Genomic DNA, 21,361 nt, shown 5'->3' on the forward strand with positions numbered 1-21,361 from the left:
CAAATAAATCTCTTATTTTTCATAATCATGGTATTTAGCATTGGGGGTTATCACTTTACTTTTTCGGCTTAAAAAATCTTACTATCCTGCTTTGATCTACTATCTCAAAATCTGCCGTTGCTTCCAGACGGGTGGCTACGTCCACTGAATAGGACATCACCCTGGGTTTTATCTTGTCACTGAACGCTCCCGGATTCAAAGAAACGGCATACTTGCCGGCAGGCACGTTCAGAAAATAACTACCCATGTCGTCTGTCAGGGTGCTATACAGCATGCCTGTACTGTCTGTTGCGATTACTTTGATGTTGCTGCGAGGGAAATTACTCCTGGCCAGGGAGTCCGAACTGATCATGATCTTCCCGGTAATTACCCGGCTCCTTTTAAAAGGAATCATAATGGTCAGATCTTTGTTCACCGGAACCGTTTGTATTACGCCGGAAGCAGGTATTACGCCTTTGACATTGTTTGCACCGCCAAAATCCAATTGGTACTTACCTGGTGTGATATTTCGATAGGAGATAGAGCCTCTTTCATCTGAGATAAAGGGAATACTGTTGATATTGATCTGCAGATTAGGGATAAGCTGCTCTCCGGCATCTCTGGTTCCGTTACCATTAACATCAAAAAATGGTAAAAGGTTCAAGGTGAAATATTTTTTCCTGAAAAATATTGGTACATTAAATTTTTTAGTCATTGATAAGCTGATATACTTCTCACCGACGCCATTGGGGGTAAGGCTGCCACTCTCCAGCGGGATCATAGCAGAGGCGCTCAGGTCCAGTCCGTTCTTTTGATTGCTGTACATAATGTTGCCACCCACCTGATGATATATCAGATTATCGTACAATGATTTGGAGAAATTGTAATAAACATTTGTCCTCACCCGCTTAAACAAAGTAAAAGTCATAAACGGGCCTGCCAGCATTGTTTGTATATATCGCAGAAAGTTCTTGTCTGCCGTCTGGTCAAATACCGGTTGTTGCATAAAAGTGCCCTTCACGCCAAAAACCTTATAAGCCGCCGACATGCTTGTATTAGTGAGAAAAACAGCTTTTTTATCGATTCCGTATGAACCATTATACCCGTTAATGGAATTCAGGAAGAAACTGAATTTTCTACCTGCCTGCCGTCTTATATACATCTCACCGAAGATGTATTCGGGCATGGTGCCGCCCATGACCATACTTTGTTTCAACAGGCCGCCACTGAGGGAGAAGGAACCGTTCATAAATCCACGGCTATACTTGAGGCCGTATTTGGCGATGTTAAACTTAAAGGCATCTGTATTGTAAATAGTATCCCGGAGCGTGTTCACACCGGAGCGATTGTACTGGTAAAAAGCTCCGATCGCGTTGTTGCCGAATTTCCAGCTTACATCGTGGAAGTGATACATCAGTCCTTTGTTCAGGCCCGGGAAATGATCGCTGTAGTATTGCACCAGGCTGGAGAAATCGATCCGTTTTCCATGATAGGCAAAGTTATAGCCCAATGCCGCACCTGGTTCGTCCGGCAAACCCGGTACTTTCGCAGCGAAGAAATCCATGCCCACCCCTGCATTTACTGCTACTACCACTTTGGGTGTATTGAACAACTGCACTTCATTGTTAAAAAGATAAGACTGCCGCCGCTGTATATGGTCTACATCACCCGCTATCCCCTGCAACACGGTGACTTTTCCTACCGGATATTTAGCGGTCATGGTAATGTTATCATTGGTAAACCAGGTGAGTGCTTCCCTATGTTTGGTGGCGCTGATCGTAAATTCCGTATTGGGTTTGGGCCGATAGGTGATTTTACCCCCATTACCATAGGTGAAAAAATACCTGATATCGCTCATATGTCCGGCGTAGAAATCCCAGTGTTTTGTCTGGTAGTTGAATCCAAACACATTTTGTTCAAGATTGTTACCAAGACCGTATTGTTTGGTGCGGTAAAAAAAGGAAAGCTTGTTGTCACCAATGGGGATCTCACCGTGCATACCACCATAGTAACTAACCTGCTTTCCCCATATCATAACGCCTGTTTCTAACCAGAGCGGAAAGGTAATATAGGGTGACTCTTTTTCCTTTCGTTCATGCTGCACCCGCTCGAGCGTAACGTAGTTCATATAACTCACACCCAGGGTATCTGCTACATTGAGTTGCAATTTCTCCGTCTTCAGCATGTTCAGCGTCTTATCCTTCAAATGGTATGGAAAGGAGTACACGGTATCTCTGCCAGGCTTTAACCAGAATTTTTCGGTACTGTTAATATCCAGATTGCGGCTCCTGATATTGGCCAGATAGGCTCCGGGAACGGTACCGGTATTCCTTACCCGGAGCATAACATTAAAGTCTTTCTCCTGGCCCTTCAATTGGATAACATTTGTAATAGGAGTAACAGAAAACTCACAGATGGGTTCCGCTTTTATATAAAATCGATATGCTTTTGCATCGACCTGCACTTGTACCGGTTTCCAGAGCGCCGGCGCATTCTGCAGCCGCATCAATACCACAGGCACTACTTCCGACTGGTCTGGCTGCAGCTCCTTTGACAAAGACTTCGCAGGCGCCATCAACCGCCAGCCTTCCGGGACCGTCACCGATAACTGAAAAGACTGTGCCTGATGATACTTATTAGTGATCTGAATATTATTATACAAAAAGCGGTTATCCTTATTGGCTGCCAGCGAATCCTTTAACGTTACAGCAAAACCGGCGACTCCCTGCCCGGAAACATCCGGGATGTAGACTGGGCAACAGAGGTGCCACAATATGCACAACATGGGGGGTAACGACAGTTTCATCTGGCTGACAGGGGGTAAAAAGGTACATCCAACTAACCTGATCTCTTTCGGGGAACATCCAACTTATTGAGGTAACATCCAACTTACTGAGGTAACATCCAACTTTCGAAGATAACATTCAAATGGTTGAGGGAACATCCAACATAAAACATCCAACAAAATATCCAGCTTCAGTTTTTGGGCAAGTAAGCCTTCCCGGTCGAAAAGGCTTACTTGAGTGTCCAATCTTTATTATAACTGTGTTGCAGTCAAAATAACACCGAGGCCATAATTACCTGCGGCGAAATCCCATCCTGGATCTGCTTTGAATTTCAAAGAGAAAGGTTTGTTGACACCGTGTACACCATTGTTGATCAATGGAGCAGCAGCAACTGTCAGCGGATTCCAGTTCATTGGAGTAGCATTGGTACCACCAGTGCCATTGCTGTGCAGGTTGTATTTCAGTATAGAGCAGGGCATGACAGTGTTACCAGTACCGCTACCTATATACAGAAAGTTAGGAGAAGAAGATTTGATAGTTACGTTAAAGTTTCTGTTGGAGCTAACATAGAAATTAGCAGATTTGTGACCAAAGAAGTCTTCCAGCTCTTCGCCCTCGTTATAATCTTCTTTGCTGTCGAATTTTGCAGTCATGACATCTAACGGAGGGCAAATTTCAATTACATTGCACAATTCGAGGTTAACGAGCACTACAGACTGGTCAGAAGGGTCGCCACAACCGTGACAGCCTTTGTCCTGAGAGTTGGGAGAAACAGGGGCAGATCCTGATTGAGCATAACCTGCAAGGGCAGCAATTATAAAAGCTGCAGACAATAATAGCTTTTTCATTTTTTTTGGGTTTAAAAGTTTTGAGAAAACAGCAACCTGAATGATGAAATGCGCATTTGGTTTTTTCAGGGGTTTGTGTCACAATATTAGAGCTATTTAATTTTCACAGCGATGACCACCATCATCATTTTAAAATTTCTTTAACAACCCGATAGCATACCCGATCACATCCGGCTAAAACCCTCTCCCATAAAGCAATACACCCATAAAAAAAATATTCCCGTTAACTAATCATTAACGGGAATATACACTCGCAACCGATTGTTTATAATTCTTCCCTTAACTCACCTCTAATCTTTTTAATCTCCTTCAGATACCTGCCATAAGTATACCTGATCCATAACTCCGTACATACCACAATCAACAACATAAATACCGCAAAAAGGAGGATCATCTTTATTACCATGGTACTGTCAATCACCACACCCGGAGAGGTCAATAGCCTTATGGTAGCAAACCCCAGCGCCAACATCAGTATCGCATAAGTCCAGGACCGGTACATCTCAACATGCAGTTGTATATCATAATACACTTCGTCCAGATGTTCCCTGGTAGATAATGCCGTAGTACCCAGCCGCCGGTAAAACCGGAAAAAACGATACAGATAATAACCACAAATAGCCACCATCACACTATACAAACTATAATAAGCAACTACCTGCAACTCCGTCTTACAAAAGTGAGGAGCATAACCGAGCAGCACAATCGCCAGCAACTGTCCCCATCCCTCCCGCTTTACGTACTGCCGTATTCTTTCTACCGGCTGATTGGCGGACTTTATCTTTTCCAGGTTGACAGGCACCACCATATCATCTCCTCCATCATCTTTATTCCAGAGAGATTGTATATCATCAAAATGCATATCCTTGTTGTTTTATCAGTTCTTTTAATTTTGTTTTGGCTCTGTTGAGCTTTACCCTGGCATTGACTTCCGAGATTCCCAGATTGTCTGCTATTTCACGGTGAGAATAATTTTCCAGGTGATAAAATACCAGCGCTTTTTCCAACTTCTCCAGCTGCTGTACCGCCTTGTAAAAATGGTACAGCTGTAATTCCTTTTCCGTTCCACCATGATCTTCATCTGCCAGATGCTCAGGCATAGCATCGGATGTTTGTACTTTCCGCCGCTCCTTTTTCAGGAAAACAATCGCCGTATTCAACGCTACCCGGTACATCCAGGTAGAGAAACGGCTTTGTTCCTGAAAGGAATCATAGGACTTCCACAACTGATAAACAACTTCCTGGAACAGATCCTGCTGATCATCCGCTGTATCCATATACATCTTACAGATCTTATGGATAATCCCCTTGTTTGTTTCAATATGCGCCAGAAATTCCTGTTCCTTATTTTTCAAGTTGGATAGCTTTAGTACATTTCCTTATTAGTATCCTGACCGCTCCTTTCGTTACAGATTTTTTCAAAAAAATTTAAAGAAACTGATATTCAAACAATTACCATAGGTACTGTTTTAACCGGAAACAGGAATTCCTTTTCCGTGTTTGGCCGCTGGCAAACGACGAATTATCGTATAAGGATTCCCGTTATATATTACTGAAACCTGCTGCCGCAGCAGCATTGAAAAGATTATTTCCGCCGGAGCGGATAGTGGCCGTTAACCGGCCACTATCGGATTTCTGGGTTGTATAATGTGATTGATACCTTCCTGTATCATTTTTTCCAGCAGCATATAGCCGCCATTGGGTTGTTCATGCGCATGCAGGCGTTCAGCTTTTGTGATAGGCGATACCCAGTACAGGTTCACCGGATCATTGTACATCTGCGGCATTTCCAGCGAAGGGCCATTGTACAGCGCAGAAGATAACACCAGGCTCTCGTAGGGCGCGGGCATCTCGCTAAAGCTGATGGTATGGCCCTCTCCCAGCCAGGTTACCTGTCTCCACGGGCGGTCGGCCAAACCGGATACCATACCGGCCAGCGCCATGATGGTCTTTTCATCGAAATCTTTTTTACTGATGGCCATCCCCAGCTCCATCCGGCGGAATCCCTCCGCATGGTCGTTATACAGCATTTCCACCCAGGGCATTGGCCGGATGCTGACACCCAGTGTGAGGAAATACACAACGTCATCTCTCTCAAAACGCGCCATACCGATTGGAGGCCATTTACCGCCATCGATAGCATAATATTTCTCTACCGGGCCTAATATAGCCTCATAAGTATCGAGGAACTGTTTCTGAAAGATGCTCCAGGTCTGGCTGGTTTCATCGGCCCAGTCGTCCCGGAAGGCGATAGCTCCCGCTACTTTTTTATGCAATTGGTTGGTGGCCGCAGTTCCCAGCGGGAACATCTGGCTATCTTCACCGGAACCGATGCAATCGGCGGCATAGCCCACAGAGCGCTCTTCGGAATACATCGTCCAGCCGGGAATAACTCCCATCAGCTCATCATCGTAGAGTACAGCGGCGCCGTCTTCTTCTTCCATCCATACGATGCGGATACGTTCGGCCTCCAGCGGGGCTTTACCTTCCGGGTGGTTACAATAACGCGCTTCCAGCATTGGCGCCATGCCTTCTTCCATCGCCTTCACATCTCTTTTTTCCGGGGCAGGTTGCAGGTTACGCAACCAGCAAGGACGCGGGGAGTATTTGTTGGCCAACAATTCTGAAGGATACAGGTAAAAATAAGCTGTTCTGTCATCCTGCTCTACTACTGCGTACAGGGTACCACGGCTGTTAGCTTCTTCTATCAACATAACCGGATCTGCCATAATATCTTTTTTTAATAATAATACAGAATTCTCCAAAAATAATGCATTCATCGCAGGACTATTAATCCTGCTTAAAAACGATTATTTTGTTGTGTATAAATTATGCACATATGAAATTTTCCACGTTGCTGCTAACAGTCCTGTTGTTGGGTTGTCTGCCGCTGGTAGCCAAAGAAAGACAATTTTATCAAATAAAAATCTATCACCTGAAAACGGCCGCACAGGAAGCACGGGTAGATAGTTTTCTGCAAACCGCCTACCTGCCGGCATTACATCGCGCCGGCATCCCTACCGTCGGCGTTTTTAAACCCGTTACTACCGATACGGCGGATATACGTATTTATGTATTGCTCCCTTTCCGCAACATGGAGCAGTTCCTGCAACTGGACGCCAAACTGTCGGCCGACAAGACTTTTGGAGAAGCAGGCCGCTCCTATCTGGATGCTGCCTGGAACGATATTCCCTATACGCGCCAGGAATCTATCCTGTTACAGGCGTTCACCGGAATGCCGGTGCTGGCCAAACCAACGCTGACAGGTCCCAAAAGTGAACGGATATACGAATTACGCAGTTATGAGAGTCCGACTGAAAAGTATCATGTCAACAAAGTACATATGTTCAATGTGGGCAATGAAATCAATATTTTCCAGCGGCTGGGCTTCAATGCGGTGTTTTACGGTTCCGTACTATCTGGCAGCCGCATGCCTAATTTAATGTATATGACCACCTTCAATAACAAGGCCGACCGCGACGCACACTGGAAAACATTTTCATCCGATCCCAGCTGGAAACAGCTGTCTGTGATGCCTTTTTATGCACACAATGTCTCTAAATCGGAAATCATGTTCCTGCATCCGACAGATTATTCTGATATCTGATATTTTTTTTGGAGAGATTTATTAGTTGACAGACAATAGCGCAAATCCTTTACCCGTAAGGAATACACAACACAAGCAAGTATCTTTTTCTTTGATGCTGGTAACGTTTCCTGACTGTTAACAGCAAAAAAAATTTCTGTTAAATTTTGTAGTTTGATTTTATTGCCTACATTTGCAACCTCATTGCGAGGTAGAGCAGAGGTAGCTCGTCGGGCTCATAACCCGAAGGTCAGTGGTTCGAATCCGCTCCTCGCTACGAAGAAAATCCCGGGTATTGCCCGGGATTTTTATTTTGGATAACCCATGTCTTTCCCCTCAACATAATTCCCGGAATCAAAAAAATAAATAGTATTATTATATTGTAAAATATATTAAAGGCAAGATCCTTATCACCGTATTCATCCTTTTTTTATTAACAACAATTAACCATGAAACAAAAACCATCAATCGCATTTATCGCAGCATCCTGGGTAGCATTGTTTGCCGGTATGCTGGGATACATCATAGGGCTGTGGAACGCCACTATGCAACTGAATGAGAAAGGTTACTACTTCACCATCCTGATGTACGCGCTCTTTTCAGCGGTATCCGTACAGAAATGCGTACGCGACAGGCTCGAAGGCGTTCCTGTAACCGACATCTATTACGGTCTCAGCTGGGTATCCATGCTGCTGTCCATATTGCTGTTGATCATCGGCCTGTGGAATGCCACCCTCGCCTCCAGCGAAAAAGGGTTCTATGCTTTCGCTTTCCTGCTGGCTATTTTCGGCGCTATCGCCGTACAGAAGAATACCCGCGACAGCCAGGCAGCGGCGAAAGATACTGTGAGAAGCAACGAGTAGTTTCACGCAAAGCATTCTAAGGAACAAAGAACGCAAAGATTTTTTGTTAAGTTTTTATAAGAAAGCAAAGGAGCGAAGATCAAATGTTGATCTTCGCTCCTTTGCTTTCTTTATTCGCTTATATAATCTTTGCCTGCTTTTTAATCCTCAAAAAATCGTTGCGTTCTTTGCTCCTTAGAATGCTTTGCGTGCACTACAGCGTATATGCATTTACGTTCCCCGAAAAATCCGCTACATACAACAACCCGTTATATACAGCCATATCAGCAAATACCGGCGCTCCTACTGCAATACGACGGATCATCTTCCCGGTAGTTACCTCCACCACATATACATAGCCGTCTGAAGCGCCCACCAGCAGGTGGTTACCAGCCAGTAACGGAGTAGATTCAATCGTAGCGGAAGACGGCGTGGTATAAGGCGCGGTATAGAACAACGCTTCGCCTGGTTTAAACTGCCATAGCTGTGCTTTGGTCTGTTTATCAAAGGCGATCATCCCACCGGAGGCGGTACAGGTAATGATGTACTGTGCTGTCACCAGTGGCGCTGTCATGGTTTTCAGTTCGGCTGTCACCGGAATGCTGTCGATCGTTTTACCGGTAGCAGGTTCCAGCACATGGAGCTTATTAATGCCGTGTACATAGAGTTTGTTATCGAAGAAAGCGGGGGTACCGCTGCGGAAGCGGATGCCTTCATCACTGCGTTTCCATTGTACGCGGCCGGTGGCGGCATCATGTGCAAACAGGTGGCTCCAGTTGGCGCCGGTGATCAGCTGTCCGTTGTGGAAGGCCATAGATGCAGGCGTACCTTCTCCGCCGGTCCAGTCGTGGTTGGTCCATTTCACCTGACCGGTACGGATATCCAGCGCCTGCAGGTTATTACCGGAACCGGTATAATACACGCCATCCTGTGCTACGCCACCGGAATTATAACCGGGCAGGGATTGTTGGTTGCCCTGGTGTTTCCAGCGCAGTTTACCGGTAGCCGCCTCCAGCGCATAGGTCACGCCTTCTGCATCAGTAGCCAGCAGTACGCCGTTGCTGTAACTCATGCTGTGTTTAATGGAATTACCGGTAGGGAACTGCCAGTACACACGGCCGGTAGCTGCGTCCAGCGCGGTAATCCGGCATTGTTTGTTTTCTTCGTCATCGATGGTGCCGGCGAATATTTTGCCTTCGGCAGCTATGGGAGATGATTTCCAGATATTCCCACCGAGGTTGGCCGTCCATTTCAGCAGCAGGTTGCCGGCGCCGGAAAGACCGGTAACGCCTGTACGTTGCGCATTTTGCAGGGCTTCCGGCCATGCTGCGCTTTTGATGGCAGGCAATGTTGTCTTCGTAAGCCGGAATGTATCGCGGGTAAAGAGGATGCGCCCGGTACTTAGGGTAGCTTCTACCGTTGCCGTATATACGTCGTTTTTACCGGCAGCAGGCACAACAGCCGTAGCGCCCCAGTTCCAGTCGGTACGCGGTTGCAAAGGCAGCTCCCGCAGCAGGTCGCCTTTTTTATCGAACATACGGAAACGCACAGCCTTTACGGGTGAAGCGGTATGATAGGCATTCACGCTCACCACCATCTTATCCTGATCGAAAGCAGTGCCATTTACAGAAGGAGACACCAGTGTAAGCTGGTTTTCCACATAGGTATAACGGCGTTGCACCAACGAAATACCGTTTTTATCGATATCCACTACATCGAAGTTGGAGGCAGAGTTATCGATACCGCCATCGGGAGGCGGGGCGGCGCAGAGGGAACGGATACCGCTGTTACCATGGGTACGGGCGAAATTAATATGCCAGTGACCGTAGATCCAGGCCTTCAGGTTATGTTCATTCAGGTTGATACTGTCATTACCTGCTTTCAATGCAAACAGGGTATCATACGTGAGCAGGTCGTGGTTGAAGACAATCACCGGTTTGGCAGGATCAGTGTGGGCCAGGTCGTTTTTCAGCCATTTTACCACATCATCCAGTGTGTAGGAAGGCTGGTAATCACCATAGCGCATCGGTGTTACGATAAAGTGGGCCGGCCCCGCTTCAAAGGAATAAAACACCGGGCCAAACAACGACTCGTACAATGCTTCTCCATAAGGGCCTTTCACGAGGTCGTGGTTACCGATGCAATAATATACCGGCAGCCCCATGGTTTTGGTGTTGATATGCTGAGCATGAAAAGCCATTCCTTTTTCATAACAGATATCTCCGGTATGAATCATAAAATCCGCGTTTTCATTGCGGGCAAAATCTTTGGCTTCGGTCACCCAGTTGTTGAACTGCGTGGTTTCGGTATCGGCCAGGCGAACGAACTTCGCTTTATCTGTAGCGCCGCTACGTGGCTGTAGTCCAAACTGATAGGCTGTCAGGCTGCTGTCTGTCCGGATATAAAATTCTTTAGTGGTTTGATATCCGGCTGGTGTGGTGATAAATATAAAACGCGCACGGCTATGTCCGGGTAACTGAAAGTGGCCGGACTGATCGGTAACGGTTACAGAAAGGCCGTCGGACACCCTGATGCCAGGCATACCGGCTTCAGCTGCATCCTGTTTGCCATTGGCATTGCTGTCGAGGAATACGTTTCCCGAAAAGCCCTGTGCCATGGCTGCGTGCCAGGTACAACAGGACAGGAAAGCAAACAAAATCTTTTTCATCGTCAAAGTTTATAAAAAAATTACAGACAACAAACCAGGGTAGCCAGTCAATATGAAACAAAGGATTGACAGGCATTTCCACCGATTTGTTGTCTGTAATTCGTAATGAAAAAACTATTTCCAGTAAATGTTCTGTTCCAGGTTTTTGTTCAGTACCAGTTGCTGTTTGGGAATCGGGCGGTAATAGTACTTAGGAATGATAAAGTTACGTCCTGCTTTATCTGCCGTAAATACAATATGGCCGCTATTGCCATTCTCCAGGTAGAAGTTATTTGGACTACCGTTTTTGTCTGCCAGGTAAAAACGGGCAGTCAGCTTCCATCTTACTTCCTGCGGCAGGCTCATAAGGGCCGAGCTGTCGTTCGGATTCGGCAGGATAGCGATATCCGGTTTACCGTCGCCGGTCATATCGATCGCACCCAATGCAGGTACGTACATACCAGCCGGGGCTTTCGTGATATTGATCCCCGCAGCCCAGCGGTTGATGTCATTGAGGCGTTGTCCTTCGCAGGCCATTTCCACTCTTCTCTCACGGCGGATCTCCAGGATCACACCTTTATTGGCGCCCTTTACATCATACTGGCCGCTTAATGCCGGATCAGGATTGCCATTGGCGCTGGCCATGTTCATATCAGGCATCTGTACACGACGACGCAACAGGTTAACGGACATATCCAGGTCTGACTGACTCAGGTCATTCAGCTCGGCTTTTGCCTCTGCGAAGTTCAGCAGTACTTCTGCATAGCGGTAAACCGGCAGCGCAGAATAGTTGAGTTCCCATCCTCCACGTTGTTTAGGATCGCGGGGATAAAATTTCAACTGATCATAACCACCCAGGTTCGGTTTGGCAACATACAGCAAGGTGTCTTGTGTAGTGCTAAATCCGGGATAGGCGACTGTTTCAGCCAAACGGGGATCACGGTTTTTAAACGTAGTAACGAAGTCCATCTTATCATAACCCTGCTGTGCCGTAAATGGCGTACCATCTTTCATCAGATAGCTATATACCAGGCTTTGGCTGAGCGACCAGGTCCAACCCAATACGGTATGGGTATTGTTGGCTTTACCCAGCGCCTGCGGATAATCACGCCATTGAATGATTTCTTTGTTACCGGCGAGGCTGGTGCTTACAAACAGGGCACGGTAGTCTTCACCGCCTTTACCTGTATTGTAGATATCGAAACGGCCGCTGGTGATCAGCTGCTGGGATGCCCAGGCAGATTTTCTCAGCCAGGTATCAGCCGTTCCTTCCAGTTTCAATTCAGGATGGTAACGCCGGAAAGTTCCTTCAAACAGGCAATAGCGCGACATGAGCGCCAGTGCAGCGTACTTGCTCACCAGTGTGTTGCTGGTAGGCTTATCCTTGATATTATCTACTTTAACATTATCTACCGCATATTGCAGGTCAGCCAACACAGAATCGGCCACACTGGCACGGGGATCTTTGCCTTTGTATAAAGCAGGGTCGATGTCAGTCAACACATGGCCATACCAGGGTACATCGGAGTAACGGGCAATCAGTTCCGCATAAATACGGGCACGGAAATAACGGGCAATACCGGTAAAGTGAGCGATATCCGCAGCATCGCCTTGTGCCTTATGCACATTGTCCAAGAGGTAGTTGACGTTACGCAACTTTTTCCAGGAGTCCCATCCTTCTACAGTTGTTTCATCCAGCGTACCATGTACCAGTTTGTCCATTTCACTGCCGGTATTGATGGACACGTTGTCTGAGTTATTGTCGTCATAGGGAGCTGACAGGTTATCGTCATACAAACCATAGAGATAGGTCTCCAGGTCTTTCGGTGTCTTAAAGTAAGCGTCTGGTGTAATCTCCGTCTGTGGCATCCTTTGCAGGAAATCCTTCTTACAGGAAACAACCGCACTACCCAATATGATGAATGATAAAATAAGCCGCTTGTTTTTCATGTTGCACTTTTTTGCTTTAATTAAAAGTTCAGGTTCAATCCGCACGAGTAGGTTTTCTGATAAGGATATACTGTACCATCGAGACCTTCCGGATCAATATTGGCTTTCAGGTGGGAGATGGTGAAGATGTTTTCTGCACTTACGTATACCCGTAACCGGTTGATCTTCGCTCTGGTGGTGAGTGACTTCGGCAGGGTATAACCGAGAGTCACGTTTTTCAGACGGGTATAGGCCGCATTCTGCAGATATCGTGTCTGTGGCGCACCCAGTTCGGTAGCGTCTTCCGCGATATATGATTTCAGGCGCGGGAAATACCCATTCGGTGTTTCAGGTGTCCATCTGTCCAGGTTGTGTACCTGTACGTTGGTCCACGGCTGTGCATATACGCCCCAGAAGTAGTGGTTACCCGGGTTAGGGTACCAGTCCCTTTTACCGATACCCTGAATCAGGGCGCGGAAATCGAAACCTTTATAGGAAGCAGTCAGATCGATGCTGTAAGGGTAACGGGGAGCATTGTTACCAATGATCTTACGGTCGCCCGGATTGGATACGGTGTTATCACCATAGTCGATTACACCGTCACCGTTCAGGTCTTTGAATTTCAGGTCACCTACGTAAAACAGGTACTGCTGGTCATCTGAACCTACTTTAGACTGATTGGGATGTGATTTCAGTTCCGCTTCGTTCTGGAAGAAACCTTCTGTTTCCAGGCCCCAGATATCGCCAATTTCCTGGCCGTTGTAGTAGTTACGTTTTTTCAGATCGGAGTTGTCGTAATTCGCCAGGGTACCGGTTGGATTGGTATAACGGGTAATGAAGGAGCGGCTGTCTGCCAGCAATAATCTTACGCCGTAGCTAAAGTCATCTTTACCGATCTTGAACTGATCGCGCCAGGAGAGCGTCATTTCCCATCCTCTTGTTTTCAGGTCAGCAGAGTTGGTTTTAGGCGCGTCTGCACCAAAAACGGCAGGCAGTTCCTGGCTTTTGGCAAACATACCGGTAGTATACCGTGTATAACGGTCATAGCTAAACGATAATTTTTCCTTCAGCAGGGCGATATCGATACCGCCGTTGAGCGTTTTAACCTGTTGCCAGGTATAGGTAGCGGTTACAGGCACGGGAGAAAATACGCCTAGCGGAATCTGGCCGTTGAGGGCAGATTTGATGTTATCGGTTTTCATGGTTTCCATGTAACCATAGGCATCCCATTGCTGATCACCCAGGGAACCATAGGAACCGCGCAGTTTCAACAGGTCAATACCGGCACGGTCTTTAATACCGCCGAAGAATTTTTCTTTGGAAACCACCCATGCCAGTGAGCCGGACGGGAAGAAGCCCCAACGGTTATCGGTACGGAAACGGGAAGAACCATCGTTACGGCCATTTACTTCTACTATATATTTATCATCGAAGATGTAATTCAGGCGATAGTAGATACCTCTAACTGCCCAGTCTTCCCAGGTTTGTTTTTGGGTAATAGTACCCGTAGCCAGTTGAGGAGTAGGATAATCAGTACTGATCAGTCCTTCTTTCTTCACGCGGAACAGGTTATAGGTGTGATATTCCTGGTTAAACCCGGCCAACGCGCCTACATAGTGTTTTTTATGGAACGTTTTATGGAAATCGGTGTACAGGTTATACACGTTGTATTTCACGGCAGTACTGAGGTTTTCCGCAGATGATACATTACTGTTGGTATAACCGAATGGCTGATTAGGGCCGGTACGGTAAGACACCGGCAGTACAAAAATGTTACCCACGTCATTACCTCTGCGGAATGTAGCGTCTCCTTTGATGGTCCACACATCCTTGATAATACCCACTTCAGCATTGAGGGTAGTCATGAACTCGCTCCAGGTATCGGCAGCCCGGCCACCGCTTTGCAGGTTACCCAGCAGGGCAGCACCGTCTGAAGTCCAGGTACCATCCGGGTTACGGGGCACACTCAGGGAAGGTGTACGATTGGAGTTATGGAAAAACAGGTAGTCCTGCGTAAAGGATGGCTGATCATAGGTGGTATTGGTATACATGGTGTTGCTACCAATCTTGATACGATCGTTAAAATTATAGGTGGCTTTCGCACGCAGGTTGTAGCGGTTGTATTTATCGGGGTTATAACGCAGCATACCATCCTGGGAATAATAATCCGCCGAGAAGTAGTAGTTGAGTTTTTCATCACCGCGGGAAATGCTGACATTGGCATTATAAGCCGGAGCAGACTTCTGGTATACTTCGTGTAACCAGTCGGTAGTACCATAGTAGCTCCACTTTTTTGGGTCAGTAGGGCTTACAATAACGTTAGGCAGGGAGGGATCATCTTTCAGTTTCTGTGCATAAGCTCTGTCGGCAGCGGGGTACAGATCATACAGCGGTGTAGCGGCATCGTGTTTATACTCCATGGTAGTCAGCGGGTCCGTTACAATCTTAGGTACTTTTCCCAGTGTACGTACCGCGTAGTTGGTGTTGGCATTTACCGCCATGCGGCCGTCTTTACCGGATTTAGTGGTGATCAGTACCACGCCGAAAGCAGCACGGGCGCCATAGATAGCAGCAGAAGCAGCATCTTTCAGCACAGTAACACTTTCCACATCGGCCGGGTTCAGGCGGGATACTTCTTCATTGGTAAAAGGAATATTATCTACCAGGATAAAAGGATCGCCTCCGTTGATGGAAGTCATACCCCGGATATTGAACTTGGCAGCAGAAGAAACGCGGCCGTTATCATTGGTGATATTGAGGTTGGGCAGCAGGCCTTGTAAACCGTTGTTGATATTGGCGATAGGACGGCTTTCCAGTTCCTTGCCGGAGATAGCGTCTACCGCGCCGCTCAGGTTCACTCTTTTCTGTTTGCCGTAACCTACTACCACCACTTCGTTCAAACCACTGGAATTGGCTTTCAGGGAGATATTAAAGACAGCTCCTTCTTTAGCCGTCATCTGTTTACCTTCATACCCTACGTAGCTAAACTCGATGATGGCATTTTCCGGCACGTCCATCTTAAAACGGCCGTCTACGTCAGTTTTAGCGCCGGTAGTGGTGCCTTTCACGATAACGGTAACACCAATCAGCGGAACGCCGGCTTCGTCTGTTACGCGGCCTCTGATGGGCACATTCTGTACCGTTTCCCCTGCTTCCAGGATAACGATCAGGTTGTCCTTCATAATCTTATATCCTAACGAGGTGCCTGCCAGCGCTTTATCCAGGACTTCCCGGACAGGCGCATCTTTCATCGTAATAGAGATCTTCCGGTCGGGGATGCTGGCATTTTTGTACACAAAAGTGTAGTCGCTTTTCTGCCCGATCACATTTAGTAGCTTTCCAATGTTAATATTGTTATAATTAACAGTGATCCGCTCCTGGGAAAAACCATGTGCGCTGAGCTGTAAAAACCCTGCACAAAGCAATACGGAGGTTAGTTTCATACGCATTAACAGTTTCCTCATATTCCGCCGGGGAATATCAGAAGGCCACCAAAAGCTTTTTTTCATAAATTTGTTTCGTTAGGTTAAATAATTAGCCATTACCAGATTCTTTCGAATCGGTTTAGATTGTTTAGCCAGCATTGTAAAAGGGGAATGTTGCCGCATTTCCCTTTTTGCTGTCCGCAAAAAAATTTTATCGGGTAGTTATCGTTCTGTCATCACTGATTACCGGAATAGGCATTTTACATTTTTACCATATATAGATGATATTTTCCTTTGTGTTCACTTCGTAGTGAAAACCAGACATCAGCTGCAGGGCCTGTAATACATCTTCTATGCCCTGCTTGCGGAAAGCGCCGGTAAATACTTCGTGTTTATAACGATCATTTTTAAACCGTAAGGTTACGTTGTACCAGCGTTCCAGGTCATGCGACAGCGCTTCAAAAGTTACATTGTCAAAGTCGAAACGGTCGTTGATCCAGGCGGTGGCAGGTTTATCTGCATCCTCACCGGCACTGGCGCCGGCAATAATATTTTTTACCGGTGAGATGCTAAAGTTGGCTTTTTTATGATCGGGCGCCGGTTGGTTTTGCTGATTAGCGATGATCAGCTTCTGATCGGGTTCCAGTACCACTTTGCGGCTGTCGGACCCCTGCGGGAAACTGACCTCTACCTTGCCGCTCAGCAAGGTGGTTTCTACAGTAGCATCTTCCGTATAGGCTTTCACGTTAAATACGGTTCCTAATACCCGGATATTGACAGGGCCTGTCCGGATTATAAAAGGGTGCGCCGGATCGTGTTTTACATCAAAATAGGCTTCTCCAATGAGCCCTACTTCCCTTTCTCCCTGGAGAAAGCGGGTAGCATCATATTGCAGACGGCTGCAGGCATTGAGTACTACCGTTGTGCCATCCGGCAGTACCACACTGGTTTTGGAACCTGTTTTGGTGACTACTTCATTACGAAAAGCCTGCCTGTCGGACGATACCGGCCATAACGCCCATACTGTCAACAGTACCGTTATCATAGCGGCTATCCCGGCCATCATCTTCCAGGGGGGCAATTTTCTGACCGGTGCGTCCTGTTCCTGTTGCAGGAACAAATTGATACGGTCCATGCCTTCGCTGGCTAACCGGCTCTCTTCTTCCGGCGTAAAGCCGTTGGCCGGATTGACAGTCTGTATATCTTCCACAATAGTAAAGGCATATTGCAATTCCGGGAACTGCATCAGCAGCATTTCCAGTTCTTTCAACTCCTCCGTGGTGGCCTCGCCGGATATTTTCCTGGCCATCAATGTATTTATCCGGTTACGCTCAATCATTTACTTTTTAATCCGTGTTACAGTATAAGGTCGAAAAGAAAATTAAAAACCCCCAAAGCGGATTAACATTTTTTTCGAATTATCCCGGATAATTTTATTAATAATATATTTGTCCGGGTTAACCTGTCCCTTATGGAAAACAAAGCGTATAAGTATATCCTGATCCTGCAAGTAATATTGGTGACCGTCTTGTTGGGTATTCCCTGGATGGCCTCCAATTTTGGCGCTATCCACCTGGGATTAGCCGGGTTTCGCATCTCATCTTATTATGAGCTGCTGACGCTTCCTTTTGGTTTGCTGTACCGCATGGATAACCTGTCGCATATATTCCCTGCCGGTGATGCACAGGAAAGCATCTGCGATATATTTGTATCTCCACTGGTATGGTTGCTCACCAGTTATTTATGGGGGGGATTGTTATTTGCCTTTGTCCGGTTTATCCGGAAAAAAACCGATACGATAATCCCTCCGGAGAACTTCTGGAAAAAAGTTTTCCTCTCCAACCTTTTAATATCCCTGGTAGCATTTAGTTTTATTTTCATTCTCAAATCCGAGCGGGAAATAAGTATTACCCCTATATCAGAAGATGCTTTTTGTATAAAAGCCTATTTGTTTTGCCTGGTTGCCATTATCGGTTCATTTATGCTGGGTATTCTCTGGTGGCTGATTTCCAGGTTATGGCCTAACTATCGTCTGGTGAGTATTATTCTCAGTGCCGTTACCATCACCGGCATGCTCACTGTTATTTATGGCGTTTACGACCTGGTGGCCTATGTGGGCTATACCACCATAGATCATGTATCCCCGGAGGTGGCGGCTGCAGCCGAGGATTTAACCAATTCCATTAATGGAGAATTTGGCGCCCCCTCCTCTCTCCTATCCGAAAGCAGCACTCCCCTGGAACCGGACGAGCCGGAGGCCGGCGATATCCTCTGGGGCGGACCGCAGCCGCATCGTGATAGTATCAAGGCTGCGCTGCAGTTTATTTGTTATGATCAGCTGGAACTGGGTAAATATCACGGATCACCCGATGACCTGATACTCTATTGGGGAATGGGTATCCGCAGTCTCTTTGCACAGGCCGATCCCGCCACTCGGGCAGATGCGCTGTCGCAATTCGGAACATCCACCCTCTCTCCGGCAGTAGATGTCTTCGCCTTCACCAGCCGTAACGGACAGCGGCTAAAAGCTTGTTTTAGCCAATTCGGGCGACTATTACCGGAAGTATTGCCGGTGGCAGTGTATCGCCGTTCCCTGGCAGCCTGGTACAGAGACAATCTCGTGGCTACGCACGATTACCTGAAAACAATCCCCCACTACCGCGACTCCCTTAAAACCCTGTATACTAAAATGTTCGTAGCGCCTGAGGAGTTAGAACCCCAGGCGGAAACCTATATCAATGATATCGCCTGGGCAGGTAGCCTGAGAAGTATTGATGACGCACTCGACAGAGGCGATCAGCAAAGCAACCGGCTGGCCGTATGGATGGTTTCTTTCTGGGCACGCCGTTATGCAGAAGGTAATGCCGCAGAAGTATACACCATTCTCCGGCGAATCGGCGATTTATATGGGGGAACAGAATAATACCTGATCATATACTATTACCTTTCGCCAAAAAAGCACCACCGTCAAAAAAAAATTACCGGATAAATTATTTTGTTAACTTTAGCGTAATCTGCGTTATATATTATTGCAACCAATATCAGTGGCTTAAAAAAGGGATGGATCAGTGTACTATCAATGAACTATTCAAAAACATCACAGCGAACAATGACCAGACAGCCTTCAAAGCTTTCTACAATCATTTTTTCATAAAACTGCTGCGTTTTTCCTTTTCGCTCACCCGTTCCAAAGAGGTGGCGGAAGAAATTACGAACGATGTTTTTATGCATTGCTGGCAAAAAAGGCAATCACTAACGGACGTTAAAAATCCGCAGGTATATCTTTTTGTGGTTGCTAAAAACAAAGCCATCGATCATATGCGTAAACAATCTGCCTCCCGGCAGATCACCATCGCAGAAGAAGAAAAACTGGAAATATCTTTCGACAGCGATCCGGAACAACTCATGATCTCCGCCGAAATGATCCGTAAAATGGAACACACCATCGAACAACTTCCTCCTAAATGTAAAATGGTGTATATCCTCATCAAGCAATACGGATTGCGGTATAAAGAAGTAGCCTCCGTACTTAATCTCTCTGTAAAAACAGTGGAAAATCAGTTGGCTATTGCCATGAAACGACTGACCACGGCTGTTAATTTCACTTTGGAAAAGATTTGATCATTTTTTTATTTTGATATTTTGATATTTAATAAAAGAGGAGACCAAAGCAACCATCCGCTTCGGTCTCCTCTTTTATTAAATATCAAAATAAAAAAAATAACAAAATGACTAGTATCCTTCGTTCTGTGGTTTCAGATTCGGGTTATTCTTCATTTCAAACACCGGCAGCGGGTACAGCAGGTGTTTCTTAGCCAGCACTGCGCCGTTAGGTTTGTTGACATGCCCGATAAAGTCATCGAAGCCATTGGTGTCTTCATTGTAAACTTTACGCAGGCGCAGCATATCAAACCAGGTCACTCCTTCGTAACACAGTTCGTGCCAGCGTTCGCGCCATACAGCTTGTTCAAAATCGCTCTGGCTCAGGCCTGCTTTGGCAGGCAGGTTGGCACGTTGACGGATGGCATTCAGTGCCGTATATGCGTCTGAGTTAGGTGCTCCATCCGCGCGGTTTTGTGCTTCTGCATAAGTCAGCAATACCTCAGCATAACGGATCAGCGTCAGATTCAGATTACTGATACCGGTACCGGGCTTGCCGTACGCACCATGGCAAGTCACGTCAAAGAACTTGTAGATATACGGTGTCACCAACTGAATAGTATCCTGGCTACCCTTGAAGAAGTAGTAGGTATAGAAAAACTGCTGCTGGTCTGTGCGTTTGTCTGTTGGCTCAAACTTCTTATAGGAATTGTAGAAAGACTGAGATGGCACGTAGGTGCCCTGACCGCTGCCTTTGGCAGATATATCAGGCTGCGCATTGTTGGGCAGCATAGTGGTTTGCAGCGGATTTTCCTCTACCCCGCTCAGGTATCCTACCTGGAACAGGAATTCCAGCCTGTTGTTGGTAGCTACGTTATGCAGGTCTGCATAGTTGGTAAACAAACCGATTTCAGACGTATGTGCATTGGCGTAGTCAATCACCTCCTTCGCTTTATCTGCTGCCAGTTTATAGTATGCCTGTCCTTTGTTGAGCGGGAAACCTGCCATCGTCAGATATACTTTTGACAGCAGGGCTTTAACAGCGGCAGTGCTGGCGCGGCCGGTATTATCTTTCCATACAAGTCCGGCAGCTTCTGCCTTCTGCAGGTCGTCTACAATGCTTTTGTACACCTCCTCCTGGCTGGTACGGCCGGGAGAGAAATCAGGTGACTGTGGTGTTTGTGATTTAAGGATCAAAGGCACATCTCCCCATAACCTTACCGCATAAAAATAGGCCCAGGCACGCAGGAAATAGGCCTCTCCCATTACCCGCTTACGGGCGTTTTCGTCCATGGGATTAATTCTGGGCACGTTATCAATTACAAGGTTGGCTTGCGCAATCTCCTTATAAAGTCCTTTCCACCAGTTACCGATCTGGAGATTATCCCCATCATACACCAGCCCTAACAGGTTGTTGAGGTCTGAGTTCTGGGCCGTTTTAGAGATAACGGTACCCGTAGCTGCATCCAGGAAGGCGTAGTTATTGGTAAAGATACCGGCGCCTTCACCGATGAAACGTAACCGTGCATATGCACCCAAAACGGCTGCATCAGCATGTTCAGGTAATGTAAAATAGCTGTCCGGGCTGAGGTTGGAAGGATCCTGTTCTTCCAGGAACTTCTTACAGCCGCTCCCCGCACCTATCAGCACAGCACCACAGAGTGCCAGCTGTATCGTTTTACGAATGATATTTTTCTTCATGATAAAGTCTTTTTGAAT

General features: G+C 46.7%; 14 protein-coding genes and 1 tRNA gene. 5 read left to right on the forward strand and 10 right to left on the reverse strand.

Annotated elements, in window-relative coordinates; all coding sequences use genetic code 11:
- Positions 1-55: 55 nt before the first annotated feature.
- The 5 genes from ICL07_RS30410 to ICL07_RS30430 all read right to left on the reverse strand — a co-directional run bounded on the left by ICL07_RS30410 (position 56) and on the right by ICL07_RS30430 (position 6,342).
- Positions 56-2,764, reverse strand: coding sequence for a COG1470 family protein (locus tag ICL07_RS30410; RefSeq protein ID WP_188091819.1), 2,709 nt, complete (start codon positions 2,762-2,764; stop codon positions 56-58).
- Positions 2,765-3,016: 252 nt separating this feature from the next.
- Positions 3,017-3,613, reverse strand: a complete 597-nt coding sequence (locus ICL07_RS30415) for a hypothetical protein (protein ID WP_188091820.1) — start codon at positions 3,611-3,613, stop codon at positions 3,017-3,019.
- Between the two features lie 265 nt (positions 3,614-3,878).
- Positions 3,879-4,475: a hypothetical protein gene (locus ICL07_RS30420; protein ID WP_188091821.1), complete on the reverse strand. Its 597-nt coding sequence runs from the start codon at positions 4,473-4,475 to the stop codon at positions 3,879-3,881.
- On the reverse strand, positions 4,465-4,968 hold the full coding sequence (locus ICL07_RS30425) for an RNA polymerase sigma factor (protein WP_188091822.1): 504 nt from the start codon (positions 4,966-4,968) through the stop codon (positions 4,465-4,467). Before ICL07_RS30425 ends, ICL07_RS30420 begins: the two co-directional genes overlap by 11 nt.
- Positions 4,969-5,226: 258 nt before the next feature.
- Positions 5,227-6,342: a suppressor of fused domain protein gene (locus tag ICL07_RS30430; RefSeq protein WP_188091823.1), complete on the reverse strand. Its 1,116-nt coding sequence runs from the start codon at positions 6,340-6,342 to the stop codon at positions 5,227-5,229.
- Positions 6,343-6,452: 110 nt separating this feature from the next.
- On the opposite strand from ICL07_RS30430, the gene ICL07_RS30435 reads away from it, so the two are divergent.
- The 3 genes from ICL07_RS30435 to yiaA all read left to right on the forward strand — a co-directional run bounded on the left by ICL07_RS30435 (position 6,453) and on the right by yiaA (position 8,062).
- Complete coding sequence (locus ICL07_RS30435; RefSeq protein WP_188091824.1) at positions 6,453-7,220, forward strand: NIPSNAP family protein; 768 nt, start codon at positions 6,453-6,455, stop codon at positions 7,218-7,220.
- Between the two features lie 184 nt (positions 7,221-7,404).
- A tRNA-Met gene (locus ICL07_RS30440) sits at positions 7,405-7,476 on the forward strand.
- Positions 7,477-7,648: 172 nt separating this feature from the next.
- Complete coding sequence (yiaA, locus tag ICL07_RS30445; protein ID WP_188091825.1) at positions 7,649-8,062, forward strand: inner membrane protein YiaA; 414 nt, start codon at positions 7,649-7,651, stop codon at positions 8,060-8,062.
- A gap of 193 nt (positions 8,063-8,255) precedes the next feature.
- Here the strand turns inward: yiaA and ICL07_RS30450 are convergent, their stop codons facing one another.
- The 4 genes from ICL07_RS30450 to ICL07_RS30465 all read right to left on the reverse strand — a co-directional run bounded on the left by ICL07_RS30450 (position 8,256) and on the right by ICL07_RS30465 (position 17,351).
- Positions 8,256-10,709 (reverse strand): outer membrane protein assembly factor BamB family protein, encoded by a 2,454-nt coding sequence (locus tag ICL07_RS30450; protein ID WP_188091826.1) that lies wholly within the window; start codon positions 10,707-10,709, stop codon positions 8,256-8,258.
- Positions 10,710-10,823: 114 nt separating this feature from the next.
- The gene (locus ICL07_RS30455; protein ID WP_188091827.1) at positions 10,824-12,638 is read right to left on the reverse strand and encodes a RagB/SusD family nutrient uptake outer membrane protein; all 1,815 of its coding nucleotides are present in this window, start codon (positions 12,636-12,638) and stop codon (positions 10,824-10,826) included.
- A 20-nt stretch (positions 12,639-12,658) separates the two neighbouring features.
- The gene (locus ICL07_RS30460) at positions 12,659-16,060 is read right to left on the reverse strand and encodes a SusC/RagA family TonB-linked outer membrane protein (protein WP_188091828.1); all 3,402 of its coding nucleotides are present in this window, start codon (positions 16,058-16,060) and stop codon (positions 12,659-12,661) included.
- A 250-nt stretch (positions 16,061-16,310) separates the two neighbouring features.
- Complete coding sequence (locus ICL07_RS30465; RefSeq protein ID WP_188091829.1) at positions 16,311-17,351, reverse strand: FecR family protein; 1,041 nt, start codon at positions 17,349-17,351, stop codon at positions 16,311-16,313.
- A gap of 162 nt (positions 17,352-17,513) precedes the next feature.
- Between ICL07_RS30465 and ICL07_RS30470 the strand changes: the two genes are divergently transcribed.
- Complete coding sequence (locus tag ICL07_RS30470; protein WP_188091830.1) at positions 17,514-18,965, forward strand: hypothetical protein; 1,452 nt, start codon at positions 17,514-17,516, stop codon at positions 18,963-18,965.
- Positions 18,966-19,102: 137 nt separating this feature from the next.
- Positions 19,103-19,663, forward strand: coding sequence for an RNA polymerase sigma-70 factor (locus ICL07_RS30475; RefSeq protein ID WP_188091831.1), 561 nt, complete (start codon positions 19,103-19,105; stop codon positions 19,661-19,663).
- Positions 19,664-19,774: 111 nt separating this feature from the next.
- Here ICL07_RS30475 and ICL07_RS30480 read toward each other — a convergent pair whose 3' ends face one another.
- The gene (locus ICL07_RS30480) at positions 19,775-21,343 is read right to left on the reverse strand and encodes a RagB/SusD family nutrient uptake outer membrane protein (RefSeq protein WP_188091832.1); all 1,569 of its coding nucleotides are present in this window, start codon (positions 21,341-21,343) and stop codon (positions 19,775-19,777) included.
- Between the last annotated feature and the right edge of the window lie 18 nt (positions 21,344-21,361).

Source organism: Chitinophaga qingshengii, from assembly GCF_014529935.1.
GTDB classification, from domain to species: Bacteria; Bacteroidota; Bacteroidia; order Chitinophagales; family Chitinophagaceae; genus Chitinophaga; species Chitinophaga qingshengii.